Annotated in this window: 15 protein-coding genes and 1 other RNA gene; 3 read left to right on the top strand and 13 right to left on the bottom strand. The window is 41.3% G+C overall.

Annotated elements, in window-relative coordinates; genetic code table 11:
* Positions 1–55: 55 nt before the first annotated feature.
* The 12 genes from KJA58_RS00935 to KJA58_RS00880 all read right to left on the bottom strand — a co-directional run bounded on the left by KJA58_RS00935 (position 56) and on the right by KJA58_RS00880 (position 9,536).
* A complete protein-coding gene (locus KJA58_RS00935) occupies positions 56–607 on the bottom strand; it encodes a hypothetical protein (protein WP_213357603.1) in 552 nt (183 codons plus the stop codon).
* 80 nt (positions 608–687) lie between these two features.
* Complete coding sequence (gene metG / locus KJA58_RS00930) at positions 688–2,322, bottom strand: methionine--tRNA ligase (protein WP_213357602.1); 1,635 nt, start codon at positions 2,320–2,322, stop codon at positions 688–690.
* Positions 2,323–2,331: 9 nt separating this feature from the next.
* Positions 2,332–2,622 (bottom strand): hypothetical protein, encoded by a 291-nt coding sequence (locus KJA58_RS00925; RefSeq protein WP_213357601.1) that lies wholly within the window; start codon positions 2,620–2,622, stop codon positions 2,332–2,334.
* The gene (gmk, locus tag KJA58_RS00920; protein ID WP_213357600.1) at positions 2,597–3,232 is read right to left on the bottom strand and encodes a guanylate kinase; all 636 of its coding nucleotides are present in this window, start codon (positions 3,230–3,232) and stop codon (positions 2,597–2,599) included. Before gmk ends, KJA58_RS00925 begins: the two co-directional genes overlap by 26 nt.
* The gene (locus KJA58_RS00915) at positions 3,217–3,876 is read right to left on the bottom strand and encodes a ribonuclease HII (protein ID WP_281412039.1); all 660 of its coding nucleotides are present in this window, start codon (positions 3,874–3,876) and stop codon (positions 3,217–3,219) included. The genes gmk and KJA58_RS00915 overlap by 16 nt, the downstream gene beginning before the upstream one ends.
* Before the next feature lie 53 nt (positions 3,877–3,929).
* A complete protein-coding gene (rplS, locus tag KJA58_RS00910) occupies positions 3,930–4,298 on the bottom strand; it encodes a 50S ribosomal protein L19 (RefSeq protein ID WP_213357599.1) in 369 nt (122 codons plus the stop codon).
* Positions 4,299–4,302: 4 nt separating this feature from the next.
* Complete coding sequence (gene trmD / locus KJA58_RS00905; protein WP_213357598.1) at positions 4,303–5,394, bottom strand: tRNA (guanosine(37)-N1)-methyltransferase TrmD; 1,092 nt, start codon at positions 5,392–5,394, stop codon at positions 4,303–4,305.
* A 12-nt stretch (positions 5,395–5,406) separates the two neighbouring features.
* Positions 5,407–5,769, bottom strand: a complete 363-nt coding sequence (gene rpsP / locus KJA58_RS00900; RefSeq protein WP_213357597.1) for a 30S ribosomal protein S16 — start codon at positions 5,767–5,769, stop codon at positions 5,407–5,409.
* Positions 5,760–7,103, bottom strand: a complete 1,344-nt coding sequence (ffh, locus tag KJA58_RS00895; protein ID WP_213357596.1) for a signal recognition particle protein — start codon at positions 7,101–7,103, stop codon at positions 5,760–5,762. Before ffh ends, rpsP begins: the two co-directional genes overlap by 10 nt.
* Positions 7,104–7,169: 66 nt before the next feature.
* Complete coding sequence (prmC, locus tag KJA58_RS00890) at positions 7,170–8,012, bottom strand: peptide chain release factor N(5)-glutamine methyltransferase (RefSeq protein ID WP_213357595.1); 843 nt, start codon at positions 8,010–8,012, stop codon at positions 7,170–7,172.
* The gene (prfA, locus tag KJA58_RS00885; protein ID WP_213357594.1) at positions 8,009–9,070 is read right to left on the bottom strand and encodes a peptide chain release factor 1; all 1,062 of its coding nucleotides are present in this window, start codon (positions 9,068–9,070) and stop codon (positions 8,009–8,011) included. The genes prmC and prfA overlap by 4 nt, the downstream gene beginning before the upstream one ends.
* Before the next feature lie 115 nt (positions 9,071–9,185).
* Positions 9,186–9,536, bottom strand: a complete 351-nt coding sequence (locus KJA58_RS00880) for a type B 50S ribosomal protein L31 (protein WP_213357593.1) — start codon at positions 9,534–9,536, stop codon at positions 9,186–9,188.
* 83 nt (positions 9,537–9,619) lie between these two features.
* Between KJA58_RS00880 and KJA58_RS00875 the strand changes: the two genes are divergently transcribed.
* Together KJA58_RS00875 and lepB are read left to right on the top strand one after the other, a co-directional pair.
* Entirely contained in the window at positions 9,620–10,300 is a 681-nt protein-coding gene (locus tag KJA58_RS00875; RefSeq protein WP_213357592.1) for a hypothetical protein, read from the top strand.
* Between the two features lie 124 nt (positions 10,301–10,424).
* On the top strand, positions 10,425–12,341 hold the full coding sequence (lepB, locus tag KJA58_RS00870; RefSeq protein WP_213357591.1) for a signal peptidase I: 1,917 nt from the start codon (positions 10,425–10,427) through the stop codon (positions 12,339–12,341).
* A gap of 30 nt (positions 12,342–12,371) precedes the next feature.
* Here the strand turns inward: lepB and ileS are convergent, their stop codons facing one another.
* On the bottom strand, positions 12,372–15,491 hold the full coding sequence (gene ileS, locus KJA58_RS00865; RefSeq protein WP_213357590.1) for an isoleucine--tRNA ligase: 3,120 nt from the start codon (positions 15,489–15,491) through the stop codon (positions 12,372–12,374).
* Between the two features lie 317 nt (positions 15,492–15,808).
* On the opposite strand from ileS, the gene ssrA reads away from it, so the two are divergent.
* Positions 15,809–16,235, top strand: a transfer-messenger RNA (tmRNA) gene (gene ssrA / locus KJA58_RS00860).
* The last annotated feature ends 6 nt before the right edge of the window (positions 16,236–16,241 follow it).

Below are 16,241 nucleotides of genomic sequence, written 5' to 3'. Positions count from 1 at the left end.
CCTCAGAGGCCTCAAAAAAACGAAATCTTCTTATCGACAGCCCTCACCCCGAGAACTAACCTAGGCACATCCTAGAGCTGGACCCTTCCATCCCGCTATGAGTAGAGGAGCCCAACGCCTCCATCTCCAGAGCTTCTTCATCCCCTTGAGACATCTGTTGAACAGCCCGTTCAGAAACCTCTTTAAGAATCTGTGAGTATTTTTCAGGAGCCGCCGGCCTCCCAGAGAAAAAGACACAGTCCCTACCAGAAAAAGCCGTCATTAGCAAAAGCAGTGAAAATAAAGAAACTGTCATTTCAAGCACAAAGAAGGCCGTTAAAATAACCATAGAAGTAACCCCGACTAAGCTCATCGAAGCTATACTCAAAAGCGCCAATGTAAGCGTCGCGATTAAGTAGGCGGCTAACCGCTGAGTTTTCGTTACTCTACCCTGCTCATCGGGCGTACGAGTCAAGTTTGCGTAAAAAGATTTACAACCTCCAGAGATTCCTCCCAGACCACTCCTTATCCAGCACTTAGATTTTTTTACGGTCTCTTCAGACCCTGTTCCGGAAGTGGTGGTGGTAGCACCGGCGGCACCAGTAGCAGAAGCAGCAAACTCTCCCATGACATACCTCCTTTGAAGCTAGGAAGAATTCTAAGATTATCACAATAAAAAAGCAAAAAATTTCCCGCGGATCCCAAAAACTACAAGCAAGAGAATAGATGCTCTGGGCAGCTTATTTTAAACGAAACAGAGTCGATATCAAAAAAGTCTTTGTCCCATATACCAACATGGGCATACGGAATACCCAGCATTTGCAATATCTTCTCAAAAGTGGTCGGCATGATGGGACATGCTATCAAAGCTAACAATTTCATACAGAAACAAGCATTGAATAAAACAACCTTAACCCGATTCTTATCCCCTTCCTTTAACAATTTCCAGGGAGCCTCATCATTAAAGTAAATATTTCCTAGAGTTGCCATCTCCATGATAAGAGCTGTTGCTTTTCGAAGAGAAAATTCGCGGTAAGCTTCTTCACTTTTTCTTAGAACATCTAAGCAGTTAGATATAAAACGCTTGTCACCTTCCTTGAGTGAGCCAGGGTTACCAAGTTCCGTAAAACCATTTTTGTAAGAAAAAGAGAGTACTCGATTACAGAAATTACCAAACTTTCCAACAAGATCAGAGTTACAACGCTGCTTAAAATCAGCGAAGGAAAACTCGCTATCAGAACTTTCTGGAGCCGTAGCAGCCAAAACGTATCTCAATTTGTCGACAGGATGTTCATCAAGAAATTCATCCATGTCAATGTAGTTGCCATCAGATTTACTAAATTGTTTCCCTTCTAACAAATAAAATTCGGATGCTACTAAAGCATCCACCTTTTTATAGGGTTGATTTTGCCCCATTTGCATCGAAGGAAAAATTACTGCATGAAAAGGAACGTTGTCTTTTCCCACGAACTGGATATATTCTACTTCGGGATCTAACCAATATTTCTTCCATGCATCGCTGTTCCCAGTATTCTCAGCCCAATCTCTCGAAGCACTTATATAGCCTATAGGCGCATCAAACCACACATAAAAAACCTTACCTCTACCCTCTCCAGGAACAGGAATTCCCCACTCCAAGTCCCTAGTAATGGCTCTTTCCTTCAGAGAATTTACATAACCGACAATAAAGTTTTTCATATGGCTCTTTACTCGTAGCTCATCTACAAACCGTAGTAAAGAATCTTTGAATTTTTCTAGTTGTAAAAAGGAGTGTTCCGTTTCCTTAAGAGATAAGGCTGCCCCGGTCATTTTGGATCGAGGGGATATGAGCTCTGTAGCTTCATAAGAAGCTCCGCACTGCTGACACTCATCGCCCCTGGCTGTTTCAAAATGACATACAGGACAAGTCCCCTCGACATATCTATCTGCTAAAAAACGCTGCTCCTGCTCGCTATACAATTGCCCTGTTTTCTTTTTAAGAATGAAGCCATTATTTTTTAAATCGTCATAAAATTGGCAGACATATTCTCGATGATATGGATTCGTCGTTCTAGAAAAAAAATCAAAAGAAATGTTTAACCGACGAAAAGAGTCTTTATGAAGTTGATGATAGTGATCAACATATTTTTGAAAAGGTACACCCTCTCTCTCAGCATTAAGAGTAATAGCTATGCCATATTCATCTGATCCACAAATAAACAAAACATCGTCTCCCAATAACCGACGAAATCTAGCGTAACAGTCACTGGGTAAGTACGCCCCTGAAATATGCCCAAAGTGAAGCGGACCATTAGCATACGGAAGCGCTGCAGTAATTAGGACTCGAGTTTTAGAAGATCTCATAATAGATGGCTATTTAACATCACTCCACGTGTATGCAGAAGGATCTTTTTTTCTGTAAGAGGATCCAGAAGAAGTCATGCGACCACAACTTTCTCCACTTCTGTTTTCTATAGAATCTTCACTTCCTAGAACAAAATCATCGCGGCTTAATAACTCTAGAATTTCTATTGCAGCATTTGAGGTTCTAACATCCCCTCGTTGGATTCTAATCTTAGCCTGTTTAATAGCGCAATTAACTAAAACAAAAGGACTATCAAACTTTTTATTTAGCTTCTCATTTGTTAAAGTTCCTTTGCTCATGACGACTCCTATTTTCTTCTGCTATAAAAACATCTACTAAAGATTGGTAAGCTTGATTCAGGTTATCATTAATCACAATATAATCAAACTGGCTCGCAGCCTTAATCTCTTCAGAACTCCTTGCAAGACGCTCAGCAATTTGCTCATCCGTTTCACTGCCCCTTTCTTCAAGGCGTCGATGAAGTTCTTCCATGGAAGGTGGCGCTATAAATATGGACACTGCGGGCATTAAAGTTTTTATTTTTAAAGCCCCCTGAATATCTATGACTGCTATAGCATGCTTGCCCAAAGCAAATATCCGATCTATTTCACCCTTTCCTATCCCGTAATAATTTCTGAAGAGGAATACCCATTCCAGAAAACTTTCTTTTCTAATTTCTTTCTCAAATTCTTCTCTGGAAAGAAAGTAATAATCTTTTCCATGAACCTCACCTTCTCTGGCAGCTCTACTCGTAGAAGTAACTACTTTCTCCAAAGATTGAGAGTACGCAGACTCCATCTTTTGAATCAAAGTTGTCTTTCCTGCCCCAGCAGGGGCACTGATAACAAATAGCTTCGGTTCACAAGAAGTTTTTTTCAAAGAAATAGGATGCTTCAACACATACTCCACTTCCCAACTCCTTTTTCCAAAGCTTCTTTAACTGGAGAAAAACTGCGCCTATGGCAGGGGCTGGGGCCATATTTCTTTAGTGCTTCCAAATGCTTGGAGGTACCATACCCCTTATGATCTTTGAACCCGTACTCAGGATACTGCTTGTGTAGCTCCAACATAAGGTCATCACGATACTCTTTGGCTATGATAGAGGCTGCTGCTATGGACGCAGAAAGGGAGTCCCCTTTAATAATTTTTCTAACCAAGACGTGGTCTCTACCAGGGATGGAAAGGGATAGCCCATCAACGAGAATACAATCGGGAGCCACTTTGGAATTTTTTATGGCCTGAAGCATAGCTACTTTTGTTGCTTCTAAAATATTAATCTCGTCGATAATTTCCACCTCAACGACTCCTAAAGAAAAGCAAACGTCGGGGTCCCCTACAAGTTGATCTCTAAGCTTCAGGCGTTTATCCCGGGTCAACTTCTTGCTATCATCGAGACCCAAAAACTCTTTTCCAGAAGGCAGCACGCAGGAAGCAGCCACTACAGGACCGGCCAGAGGCCCCCGCCCTACTTCATCAACTCCCATAACAACCGTGAAGCCCGCTAGAGACGCTTCCCTTTCAAAAGAGGTCATGATAAGGAATCTTTTTTTCAGGGCTTCTAGGTCAACGTTTCGAGGTTTCAAAAGATCTCCCCCAAAAAGTAGCTCTAAGCTTTGCTTTTCGCGCCCTTAGCCCCAACATACTCTCGGACTTTAGCAGCCTTACCAGTTTTTCCTCTGAGATAATATAGACGAGAGCGACAAACCTTTCCTTTCTTTACGACCTCAATTCCTACCACCTTGGGGCTATGCAAAAGAAAGCTTTTCTCCATCCCCTCCCCATAAGCCACTCTGTGTAAGGAAACAACTTCTCCAGCCCCTCCACCTTTTCTTGCCATAACAGTTCCTTGAAAAGTCTGGACTCTTTCCTTTCCTCCCTCAGAAATTTTCGTGGCAACCTTTATAGTGTCTCCTACGGAAAAATCTGGAATATCATTTCTACACTGTTCTTGCTGTAACTCTTCTAATATATTCATATGATCAACCTCTAAGCTTCTTTTCCTGGTCTAAAACCAGCGTCCAACTATTGCCCTCTGGATCCCTAGCTATAAAACAATTACAACTAGTGTCCCACTCTATAGAAGCCTTCAAACAACTTCTCCATTTATTCACACAACGCAAAAAACTGGCCTCGTCACTGAAAACCAAACCCAATCTTGAACCCCCTAAAGGAGGAACGGAGGACTTCAAGATTACACTAAATCCCTTTTTTAAAGAAATTTTCGCTTCAAAATCGGAATTAAAAACCAAGTTTTCCTTACCAAAAACCTTTGAGTAAAACTTTCCTACAGAAATAACGTCCCGAACTCCCACTACTACGGATCCAAAACAAACAACGTCTTCTTCAGAATAGTTTGGCTGGAATTCTACACTTTCTACGAAAGACCCTGAAGCATTCAAATATTTGGCATATAAATCGGGCCTTTTATCTTGCGTAGTTGAGAGCCGTTTTTCTAACCTCCACCTCTCAATTTCTCGTCGATCTCCATTTAAGAGAACATCGGGGACCCCTTCCCCTAAAAAATCCCTAGGCCTGGTGTACTGGGGCCCCTCCAGAAGACCGTCTTCTAAAGAGTCTTTATTTGCACTTTCTGTATTACCCAAAACTCCGGGAACAAACCTAGCCACAGACTCCACTAAAACTAGAGCTGGGACCATGCCACTCATTAATACGTAATCCCCGATGCTAATCTCCTCGTCCACCTCCAAATCCAGGGCCCTTTGGTCAACTCCTTCATAATGTCCGCACAAAACCACAAGGTGAGAACATTTGGCAAGCGCTCTACTCTTTTTTGCTGTTAAAAGCTCCCCTTGAGGAGAAAGATAGATGACCTTGCTATCTCTCGTCCGGACTTTTCGAATTGCAGAAACTACCGGCTCCGCCATAAGAAGCATCCCCCCCTCACCACCGAAGGGAACATCGTCAACCTGTTTCCACTTACCAAGACCAAATTCCCGGATATCATGTCTGTGAACGGAAAGCACGCCTTTGGCGATAGCCTTAGAAAGAATCCCCTGTCGAAGTGGACTTTCGAAGAACTCGGGAAACAAAGACAAAAGATCTATCCTCATTTCCCTAAAAATCTACTTGCTCGCAGGCTCTTTGATACGATTATCTCTTTTTTCTGATAATCGCTTACGATAAGCTCTACGTTTTTTGCACAAAACCGCTCTGCGTTCTAGTTTTTTTGTCAAATACTCCTGATAAACCCCTGGAGCGCCCCTTTTAACTAGAACGGAAGCTTTTTCTGTAAGCTCTGCCCCCTGAGACAACCAGTAAAAAATACGCTCCCCGTGTAACTTGTAATTCACCTGCCCTCTGGGATCGTACCATCCTAGCATTTCAACATACTTACCATCTCTAGGAGAACTAGTTTCTGTAAGAACGAGTCTATATACTACGCCATTTCTCCGACCTTGTTGTCGTAAACGGATTTTTAGCGCCACTTGTTTCCTCCGCTCATTTTCTTTTTTATTTGCTCAACTTTTTCTTTAGTCATGCCCTTAAAAAATTTCTTAGATTGAGCCATTTTTTTGCGAAATTGATTGATGTCGCCGATCGTAACACCTGCGCCAAGAGCAATCCTCTTCATACGCCTCATATCAAGGGCTACTAACTCCTTCCTTTCTTCAGGAGTCATCGATAATATCATGGCTTCTGTTTTCGTAAACTCTTTTTCCGAAGCTTCTAGCTCTTTTTCTTTTACTCCCCCTCCGAAACCGGGGAACATCTTCATAATTTTTCTTAAGGGCCCCATCCTTCGAAAAATTTTCATTTGTTTGTAATAATCCTCGTAAGTGAAGGTTGCCTTAAGGAGCTTCTCTTCCAAAGCGCGATCTTCCTCTTCGGAAACAAGCTCTCGGACCTCCCTCATAAAACTCCGAACGTCCCCTATACCAACAATCCGATCGGCCATGGACTCTGCATCAAACTCCCTGAGATCCTTTACTCGCTCTCCGCAACCCTCAAATTTAATGGCCTTTCCAAGAACCTCTTTAATAGAGAGAACACACCCTCCCTTGGCATCACCATCTGTCATTGATAGAATCAACCCCGTGATTCCAACTCTATCATCAAACGCTTTTGCAACTCTAACAGCATCCTGCCCCATAGAAGGATTCATTACAAACAGCCTCTCTCCAGCAGGAACACTTTTATGTAGACTCTCAAGCTCGTTCATAAGACAGTCGTCAACATTGAGTCTTCCCGCAGTATCTAAAACAACCGCGTCATAGCCGCTTCTCTTGGCCTCTTCGAGAGACTTCTTGGCCACAGAAATAGGATCAGACTCATTTGCGGGATCAAATACATCTACTCCTATCTGCCGACCTAAAATTTTCAACTGTTCGACAGCGGCGGGTCTCTTTAAATCACAGGGAACCAACAAAACTTTTTTACATTTTTTTTCAGATAAGAATAAGGCTAGCTTAGCGGCTGTCGTCGTTTTCCCTGCTCCTTGCAATCCACATAGAAGAATAACTCCAGGTTTCCCTGAACAAAGAAGCTCAGAATCTGAGCTAGAAAGCATAGACAGGACCTCCTGTCTAACACAAGACAGGAAAACCGTCCCCGGATCACTACTCTTGAGCAAAAGTTCCTTAGAAACTTTCTCTTTTATGGTAGAAATCAAGCTTTTGACTGATGTGTAATTAACGTCAGCATCTAAAAGAGCTAGTCTAATCTCTCGTATAGCCTCAGAAATACCTTGCTCCGTGACACGCCTAGCCCCGGTGAAGGACGAAAAAACCTTAGACAGCTTCTGGGATAAATCTCCAAACATCGATCAAAAAAGCAAAGAAAAGACCCCCAAGGGTACTGAAAAAAAATTTCCTATTCAAGAAAAAAATTATCGAAAAAGTTGGATAAATCGATCTCTTCCAAATAAATCTTGGTCTAAAGACACGGAAGAGCACCCAGATGAAATAAATAACTCTTTCAGCCTATCCCCCTGTAAAGATCCAATCTCTAACCACCCCACTCCTCCAGGAGCCAAAAAATCATTCAAGCCTTCTGCTATCCGATAATAAAACTCATATCCATTCTTAGGCGCCACTAGAGCCAACCACGGTTCTTGGCAACGAACTTCTGGCTCTGCTGTCACTACTTCTTGGTAGGACAGGTATGGAGGATTACAGACGAAAGCATCACAACTAGAAGAAAACGGAGCAAACAAATCCCCCTCAACAATCTCTACCTCTAGTTGGTTGTCTATTGCATTCTTCTCTGCTACCTCCAAAGCTTGAGGGCAGATATCCGACAGAACTACACGAATATCTGGGAAATTTTTTTTGACAGCTAAACCAAGGCAACCACTCCCGCAACAGACATCTCTGAACTCTTTAATCTCAGAGCCCCGCTTTTTTAGATAAGAGCAGATCTTGTCAACCAAACCCTCCGTTTCCTGACGCGGGATTAAAACCTTAGGAGATACTGTCAAACATAGCCCATAAAAAAATGCTCTCCCAAAAATGTACTCCAGCGGCATTCTCTGACATCGAACCCTAACACAAGAAAAATAATTTTCTATCTCCTGCTTTTTTAGCTCAGAAATATACTCTAAATCAGAAAACCGAGACAAACCCAGTAAAGACAACAATAACCATCCAGCTTCCCGATCTGGATAAAGAACTCCAGACTTTCGAAGAATATCTGCCCCCTGATCCAGGACTCTTCTCACGTCCTTATTCATGATTCTAATCTTTTTTGATAAAAGAATCTAACCAACGCCTCGGTAATACAATCTAAATCCCCTTCCATAACTTTATCAAGGTTATACAAAGTTAAGTTGATCCTATGATCTGTTATTCTATTCTGAGGAAAATTATACGTTCTGATTCTTTCAGACCTGTCCCCGCTACCCACCTGGGACAACCTTAATGCGGACTCAGCCTCCATCCTTTTTTTAGCTTCAGCCTCACGCACTTTTGCATTCAAAATCCTCATAGCTTTGTCTTTATTTTTGTGTTGACTCCTTTCATCCTGACAGGTGACAACTGTTCCTGTTGGGATATGCGTGATACGCACAGCTGAATCAGTAACGTTAACATGCTGTCCTCCGGCTCCTGAAGCTCTAAAAGTATCTATTTTTAAATCTTTTTCATCTATGACGACTTCTGCTTCAGCAGGCTCCAGAAGAACAGCTACAGTAATAGCCGAAGTATGAACTCTACCTTGAGTTTCGGTTGCAGGAACTCTTTGCACCCTATGAGTCCCCGCCTCATATTGAAGCAATCTTTTCACTCCAGAACCAGAAACCCCCATAACATACTCTTTATATCCTCCTATGGAAGACTCTGATACCGACAAAGGCTCTGTCTTCCACCCTCTACTAGAAGCGTATAAAAGATACATTCTCACGCAATCACCAACGAAAAGAGCTGCCTCATCTCCCCCGGTACCAGCCCTTAACTCCATAATTACATTTAGATCGTCGTCCGGATCAGGAGGAACTAAAAGACTTTCTAGTTTTGAGGACAATGCAGCCAACTGAGCTTCTATAGAAAGAAGGCCTCCTTCCAAAAGCTCTATCATCTCTTGGTCTTTTTCTAACTGCAACGCGTCTCGATCATCTTGAGCTATCTTCTTTAATCGACAGATCTCGTCTACAACATTTTTAATGCTAGATAAGTATGCGTGTTCTTTTGTTAATTTTTCATACTCTTTGGGATCTCCAAAAACGTTTGGATCAGCAAGCAGCTTTTCTACCTCTTGCAAACGAGTTATACAAACAGAGATCCTTTCTTCCATAACCAAGCAGCCCCTTTCTAGAAATCAAATTAAATTGTTGCTAAAATCAAAAAAAAACTCATTCCAAGAGCCCCTGGAACGAGTTTCAATAAAGAGTAAATATAGCAGGAAAACTCTACTTTTTCTTTTTCGCAGGCGCTTTCTTTGCTCCCGAAGCCGACTTCTTCTTTTCAGCAACAGGCTTCTCTGCTTCACTGGAGGATGCGGCAACCGGCGGCTTCACCGCTCCTTTCCCATATCGCTTCATAAATTTATCAACACGCCCCTCACTGTCAATAAACTGCTTACTTCCAGTAAAAAATGGATGCGACGACGAAGAGACGCTGACATAACAAACCGGATACTCCTTACCTTCAAAAATCTCAGTCTTCTCAGAAGTAAAAGTAGATCCACAAACAAACTTGTAGCCAGTCGAAGAATCCACAAACAACACTTGATGATACTCAGGATGAGTGTTCTTTTTCATATTGACAACTCCAAAAACAACGCCTTATAAGACAAGGCCAAAGGAAGATTCTACTGAATCATTTAATGAAAAATCAAGAAAAAATGTCGGAGAAATCTCTAGTGACCATTAGTGCAAAAATAAAATTCTTAACACTACTTTTTACGTGCTTTCTCTCATTTCCTGTATCTGCAGAATTTTCTAGACAAGTTCTCAAAGAACAACTCCTGACGGGCTCTTCGGGAGATTATATCGTGTTAGCCAAAGGCAGAAGTTTTAGCTTTCTGTCACTTCAAAAGACTCTTTCTAAAAAAATATTTATAGAAGAGGTGTTCTTCCCACACCTACCTCAAGGATCCCAGCAGGAACTATTCAACCTTTCAAGCAAAGACGCCTTATTACAAAAGTATCCAGGAACAAAAACCCACTTAACCTTATCTGAAGAAAACCTCTTTTCTTTGGAAGATCCGAAGGCTGATATTAACATGCTTTGCTTCCTGAATACCCTACTTCACCTACCTTTTTCTCCATCACCCTCCTCCTCAAAAAAAACTCAAGAAACTTCTTTTTTACCCCTCACCATTGATGGAGAGCGCTCTCCTAAAGTTCCCGTCAGGGTTTTTGAATCCTTTTGGCCCGAAGACCATTCTCCTTTGAGTGGAAGAAAAATTCTAATCTATCTTACCGACCCCACCATTTCCCCATTCCCAGCCAGAGTTGTCATAGAATCACCCAGGGGAAGAATAACTATTCGGAGTATAAATCTTGGGAAAAGCAAAAGTTAACCGCTCTCGTCATCTTAAGAAACTTGAATTTAAAAAAATTTACCTTTACTCTCCCCTCAAACCTAGTCTTCAGCTGATTGTGAGTCGGTATAGTAGAAAATAATAACTTTACCCGCTGTTTTGCATGAAAAAAACTTTTTCTCTGAATAAAAGTCGTCAAGTTCTTCACTCTTCTTACAAGCTTTTAAAACAAAAACGACTGAAAAAGCATCCTGAAAAAAAGGCTCTCCTAGAAAAAAAACTTGAAAGCTTAGAAGATGCTATTTTTCAGAAAGACTCTGAAGAAGCCTCTTCCCAAGCTCAGCAAGTTCTTTCCATCGCCTCAACTATCCCTGAGCAAACTTTCTTATTTAGAGCTTTTGATTTCTCTAAAAATTTATTCTTAGCAGTGGTCTTTGCTCTACTTATCCGTCAATTTTGGTTCGAGCTTTATGAAGTACCAACAGGTTCTATGAGACCCACCATAAGAGAGCAAGATCAAATGTTGGTGTCAAAAACCACCTTTGGACTACATATCCCCTTCAAAAAAAGACCGATAGCATTCAAAGAATCTTCTTTAACACGGGGCAGTCTTGTAATATTCACAGTCTCAGACATGAATGTCCCTGATTCTGATACAAAATATTTTGGTTTTATACCTGGAAAAAAACGCTACGTTAAGCGTTGTATTGGGAAGCCCGGCGACTCTGTATATTTCTATGGAGGCAGAATATACATCGTTGACAAAGATCTTAACCCCGTCCCGGATCTATCCTCTGAAGAATTACTAGAAAAATATTCTATAGATTCTATTTATCACTGCCCATTTCTTTCCTTTAGCGGAGCAACTGAAATCGAAAGATCCTCTTCTAAGGGAGTGACGGTGTTTTACAAACAAATGAATCAAAGGCTAGGAAAGATTGACTTCTTCAACAACCAAATGAAGGGTTCTTTCTTTAACTACGAATGGAAGGAAGACAAACCTGCTTTACTTCGCTATCGAAGAGATGAACCTGTCAGTTATGCAGATCTTTTCGGCATCGGAAACTATGGAATGGTTCGCATTCTCACACCAAGTCAGGCTCTGGAGTATTATCCCGCCTACAAGACTCCCTCTGTGCATCCTATAGCCTATTTAGAAATTTACCACACGCCAAATACTAGTTATCCTTCCCCTTGGCTATATTCCACAAAAAAAGTCCCATTATTACCAACTATACACCCTTTTAGCACTCTATTACCTCTTAGAAAAGAACATATTCATCTAATAAAGAATAATTTAACCACCTCTCGATTTATTGTTTCTTCTGAAAAAGCCTTTAGGTACAGCAGCAACCACGAAAGCCCTCCTAACATTTCTTTTGCTATAGATCTACCTGGCATTCCTGACGGTTGCTATGAGTATGAAAAAGGGCAAGCGTATAAAATCAACTGGGGAGGCATTAGGAAGCGCCTTCCAACTTCTCACCCCCTCATGGACCTAAACCACAAGCAAGTCATCCAACTCTTTAATTTTGGAATAGTCTTTAGCTCTTTTTACTCACCCGCCAATAGATCGCCCCTTCAATTACCATATAGATATGCTTTCTACAACAAGGGCAATCTATACCTAATGGATGCTCCTGTATTCCTTAAAAAGGATCCAGCCTTAATGAAATTTATTGAGGAAGAGAAAGAAAGAGCCGCCCAGTCTTCAGAAGATCAACCGTACGTCGCCTTTATAGATCAGGGAGAACCTCCTTCTTTTCAAAAAGACAAAGAAGCGTTCACTCATTTTATCACAAAATTTGGAATCAAGGTACCTGAGGGACACGTAATGGTCCTTGGCGATAATTATCCCATTAGTGCAGATAGCCGGGAGTTTGGTTTCGTGCCGATAAACAACCTATTAGGAACTCCTGTCTGGAAATTCTGGCCGTTCGGAGAAAGTTTTGGAAAACTACCTCAACCTCCAATCCCGAAATCTCCCAGCTTCTTTATTGTTAATGGAACAGCAGCCTTTTTTGTTATCTGGCTTTGCATTTCTGCCAAACGAAAAAGATCTCGGCGTTTATTTAAATAGCGTTCCAAATCAAAACTCTCTAATAAAAACCTAAGCTTTACGAATGACTATTCCTGTCTCATATCCGTTGATGTCATAAACATCCGCTTGCTCGTCATCCCTGAAAACACACTCTGTGATCAACGTTTCGTTACAAATATATTCTCGAAAAGCCTCAAATGCCGAGAAAACTTCTGGAAGAGCTCTTATCGATACAATAATTCTATCCGTTACATCCAGTCCCAAATTTTTTCTGGCCGTATTTATTTTATTCACAAGCTCTCGAGCAATACCTTCAAAAATTAAATCTTGAGTCAACCGCGTATCCAGGACCAGGGTGAAGTTATCAGAATTTTGTGCAATGTACCCGGGTAGAGCATTTCTTTGAATTATCACATCATCCAAAGACAAAGAAATACTGTCTCCTTCCGGCAAAAGACAATTTAGCCTCTCTCCTTTTTCTAAAGACTTGAGTTCCTCTGGGGAAACGGTTTCCAAGAACTCTTTTATAAAATGCATTGCTGAGCCAACTTTTTTCCCTAACTCTCGATAATTCGGCTTTGCAGAAACCTCAACAAAATCTGGAAGCTTATCATAAAAAATCGCCTCCTTAAGATTAAGCTCTTCCAATATCAGCTGCTTACACTCAAGAAGATCTGCCACCCTCTTTTTATCCCCGACAATATGTATTGAGGGCAGCGGTTGCCTCACCTTTAATTTGTGTTGCTTTCTGACAGAGTGTCCCATACTGACGACTTCTCTGACGTTATCCATCATAGCGTCCAATCTGGGATCAACTGCGGAAAAATCCACCTCTGGATAATCACACAGGTGTACAGATTCCGGCATAGAATCTTTTCTAAGCTGCAAATAAACTTCTTCTGCAACGAAAGGCATAAATGGAGCTAAAAGTTTTGAGAAATCTAAAAGAACATTGTACAGAGTATAAAAAGCAGCTCTACGATCTGCTGTATCTTCAGCTTCCCAAAAGCGTCTTCTTGATCTTCGGATATACCAATTGGTCAAGGAGTCTACAAACTCTACTAAAGGTTGAACAGCTGAATTAAGATCATAAGAATCTAATCCTTTCCTGACCTTATCTACAAGACCTTGAAAGGCAGAAAAAAGCCATAAATCCGTCTGTTGAAAAGACTTTTCCTTAGAAAAGTCCATGGAAGCGAAGTCGTAGATTTTTGCATATGTCTGGAAAAATGATAGTGAACTTCTTAAAGGAATAAGAATTTGCTTGAGAACACCTTCTACCCCTTTCTCAGAAAACTTTAAATCCTCTCCTTTAACGACGACGCTACTCAACAAATATAGTCGAAGGGCATCGGCTCCGTACTTATCTAAAATGCTCTTTGGGCTCGGATAATTGCTTAACCTTTTAGACATCTTATTGCCATCTTCGGCAAGAACTAATCCGTTTACTATCGCATTCTTAAACGCAGGGCCTCCGAAAAGAGCTGTGGATATGACGGTAAGGGTATAAAACCACCCTCTTGTCTGATCTAATCCTTCAGCAATAAAATCTGCGGGAAAGGCCTGCCTGGTTTTTTCAGCATTATCAAAGGGGTAGTGGTTCTGCGCGTAAGGCATAGCCCCAGAATCGAACCAACAATCGAAAACTTCAGAGACTCTATGATAAACTTTTCCATCAGCTACAATCTCTATAGAATCAACAAAATGTCTATGCAAATCCTCCACAAAGACTCCTGAGAGTTCTTCTAATTTTTTTACAGAGTCTACAACTATGACATCACCATCATCACTTCTCCAAACTGGAATAGGCGTTCCCCAGTAACGATTCCTACTAATGGCCCAATCTCTAGCGCCCTCAAGCCACTTTCCGAAGCGACCATTTTTAATATGCCCCGGGACCCATGATATTGCTTCATTAGAGGCAAGCAACTCCGATTTAATTTTTTCTACAGCGACAAACCAAGATTTAACTTCCTTGTAAATTAACGGTTCGTCTGTACGCCAACAAAATGGATACCTATGTTTGATAGTCCCTCTATAAAACAAACGGTCTCGATCTCGAAGATCCTTTAGAATTTTTTTAGAACCTTCTTTGAAACTTAGGCCAGCGTAATCTGGAACTTCTTCAGTAAAAACACCAAAATTATCCAAAGGACAAACTGAAGGAACGTTCTTTTCTTTACATAGAAAATGATCAGCTTCTCCAAAAGCGGGGGCCATATGAACGATTCCCGTTCCATCAGTCTCTTCTACAAAATCCCCCAATAGTATACGGAAAGCCCCTTCAGAACGTTTTTCTTCAAAAAAAGAAAAGGGAGGCTCGTAAGAAGCCCCCTCTAAGCTTCTTCCTGGAATTTCCTCTAAAACATCCAACTTCGCTTCTTCTTTAAACCAACGATCTAAACACCCTTTCCCGAGAATAAATTCTTGCCCACTATCTTTATGTAGAACTCTGAGATATGTAATATCCCTTCCAATAGCGACTCCCATGTTTGAAACTAATGTCCAAGGAGTAGTTGTCCAAACTAGCAGACTAGCATTGTCATTTTTGAGAGGAAACTTTATGACAACAGAAGGGTCTTCCACGTCCTTGTAATTCTGTCCTGCTTCAAAATTAGATAACGGAGTACCTAACTTCGTTGAGAAAGGGACAACTTTAGTTCCTTCGTAAACAAGTCCTTTTTCATATAACTGTCCAAACACCCACCAAACACTTTCCATGAAAGAAGGGTCCATTGTTTTCCATGTTTCAGAAAAATCTACCCACCGCCCTATACGTTCGGTAAAATGCTGCCATTCCCCAACGTATTTTAGGACTATTTTTCTACATTCTTCATTGAAAGCTGCGATACCAAACTCCTGGATAGAACTAGGAGAGTCAAACTTAAAGGTTTTCTCCACCTCATACTCGACAGGGACTCCGTGACAATCCCATCCGAATCTTCTCGGGACAAAAAAGCCTTTCATGGAGGCATATCTACCTACAACATCTTTAATAGTCCCTGCTAATAAGTGTCCATAGTGAGGCAACCCCGTAGCGAAAGGAGGGCCATCATAAAAAGAAAATAGGGGACTATTTTGACGCTTTTCTAAGCTTTTTAGAAAAATTTCACTACTCTTCCAAAAATCGAGGATTTCCAATTCCCTATCAGAAACAGAGGCTTCCTTTCTATTCGAATTACTAGACATGAGTTCTATTTACTCTACAAAAATATAAAATCTTTACAAACCGGCCGAGACGGACTAGGCCTTTCCAATTAAGACCCGAAAACTCTAGAAGTCCCCGAAAACGGACGGGTTAGCGCATAAAAAACTTCCGGAAACAAAACAGGGGTGGAACATACCACGTAGAGAAATAAAGAACAACTTAGACAAAAATAAAACGTTATCTCTCGTCAATAAATCTTAATAGAGTCCACTATAAAATTAGAAAATTTTTCACATTTTTTAATCAAATGTACTTTTTACTTAAGTTTTTGCTTTATTTTAGGTAAAATCTCTGCCCTGGGGGTGTAAAGGTTTCGACTTAGGAATGAAGCGTTAACTGCATGCGGAGGGTGTTGGCTGGCCTCCTAAAAAGCCAACGAAACAATAAGTGCCGAACCTAAGGCCGAATGCGAAATTATTAACTTTGCTGATATTGCCTACGAGCAAAAAGCTGCTTAAGTTGATAGCGTAGCGTTGCTGTCGTCTGGCGCAAGCTAGCGACCCGGCGCCCAACGATTCCGCCAGAGATCGTTGAAGCGCCGTCATAGATCTGGTAAGGAAGCCACACTGGTACTCCTTTGGTTGCTTTCCGAGATAAAAAGGGGTCGTTTGTTCTTTTAGCAGCTCAAGACTCAGAGGGCGAACGTTATTAATCTTGGGCTAAGCATGTAGACGTTATCAGGGAGTTTGCTAAGGACGAGAGTTCGATTCTCTCCACCTCCAAAATTAGAA

The organism is Chlamydiifrater phoenicopteri (assembly GCF_902807005.1).
GTDB classification, from domain to species: Bacteria; Chlamydiota; Chlamydiia; order Chlamydiales; family Chlamydiaceae; genus Chlamydiifrater; species Chlamydiifrater phoenicopteri.
Note: the sequence above shows the minus strand (reverse complement) of the source record. Positions and strands in the feature narration are given on the sequence as shown.

Bases quoted from the DNA above. Each gene is read 5' to 3' on its own strand.
- KJA58_RS00875 (WP_213357592.1), top strand. From the start codon at position 9,620: ATGTCGGAGAAATCTCTAGTGACCATTAGTGCAAAAATAAAATTCTTA.
- KJA58_RS00935 (WP_213357603.1), bottom strand. From the start codon at position 607: ATGGGAGAGTTTGCTGCTTCTGCTACTGGTGCCGCCGGTGCTACCACC.
- trmD (WP_213357598.1), bottom strand. From the start codon at position 5,394: ATGAGGATAGATCTTTTGTCTTTGTTTCCCGAGTTCTTCGAAAGTCCA.
- KJA58_RS00925 (WP_213357601.1), bottom strand. From the start codon at position 2,622: ATGAGCAAAGGAACTTTAACAAATGAGAAGCTAAATAAAAAGTTTGAT.
- metG (WP_213357602.1), bottom strand. From the start codon at position 2,322: ATGAGATCTTCTAAAACTCGAGTCCTAATTACTGCAGCGCTTCCGTAT.
- ileS (WP_213357590.1), bottom strand. From the start codon at position 15,491: ATGTCTAGTAATTCGAATAGAAAGGAAGCCTCTGTTTCTGATAGGGAA.
- lepB (WP_213357591.1), top strand. From the start codon at position 10,425: ATGAAAAAAACTTTTTCTCTGAATAAAAGTCGTCAAGTTCTTCACTCT.
- prmC (WP_213357595.1), bottom strand. From the start codon at position 8,012: ATGAATAAGGACGTGAGAAGAGTCCTGGATCAGGGGGCAGATATTCTT.
- rplS (WP_213357599.1), bottom strand. From the start codon at position 4,298: ATGAATATATTAGAAGAGTTACAGCAAGAACAGTGTAGAAATGATATT.
- prfA (WP_213357594.1), bottom strand. From the start codon at position 9,070: ATGGAAGAAAGGATCTCTGTTTGTATAACTCGTTTGCAAGAGGTAGAA.
- KJA58_RS00880 (WP_213357593.1), bottom strand. From the start codon at position 9,536: ATGAAAAAGAACACTCATCCTGAGTATCATCAAGTGTTGTTTGTGGAT.
- ffh (WP_213357596.1), bottom strand. From the start codon at position 7,103: ATGTTTGGAGATTTATCCCAGAAGCTGTCTAAGGTTTTTTCGTCCTTC.